1 pseudogene is annotated in these 535 nt (G+C 37.9%); it reads right to left on the bottom strand.

Going from position 1 to position 535, the window contains the following annotated elements:
- Positions 1-535: pseudogene (locus HMPREF2837_RS09550) on the bottom strand (toprim domain-containing protein); the annotation flags it as partial.

Below are 535 nucleotides of genomic sequence, written 5' to 3'. Positions count from 1 at the left end.
ATAAATTTATGACCAGCCATATCATTATCTACAGCCAAGGTAATCATATCCTGATGCTGACCGTCTTTAAAATAGTTCGTTGTCCTAGCGACTACTTCTAGAGCTTTCCCGGTATTATGATTGACTTGATAGGATTTATCATTTATCTCTGCATACAATTCCATAAACCGTCTACTAATGATTCCTTCTTTTACTCCATCCATAGCTACTAAGCGGACATCCTGAAGACTATCTTTATGAAGCTCATAGTAGCTCATTAGATCGATTGGAGCTTCCGCAAATACTAAACGTTTAGGATTCCCAATATCAATTGAAAAGCCTAGTTGTCCGTCTGAATTTCTCATAATTTGTTTTAAGCGCCCACGTTCAGGATAGTATTCCCGATTCTCTACTATTCCCTGAAGACTCGCTCCAGCTAAAAAGCCTGTGTTATCTTTATACTTAAAGACAATCACAGGCTCAAAATAGTCTCCTTTTTTTCGGATTGCTTCCGCTATACTGCCTTGGCTAATAAAGAAGTTAATCGTATCATCTG

The sequence above is a fragment of the Streptococcus sp. HMSC071D03 genome (assembly GCF_001812125.1).
Lineage (GTDB): Bacteria > Bacillota > Bacilli > Lactobacillales > Streptococcaceae > Streptococcus > Streptococcus pseudopneumoniae_N.
Note: the sequence above shows the minus strand (reverse complement) of the source record. Positions and strands in the feature narration are given on the sequence as shown.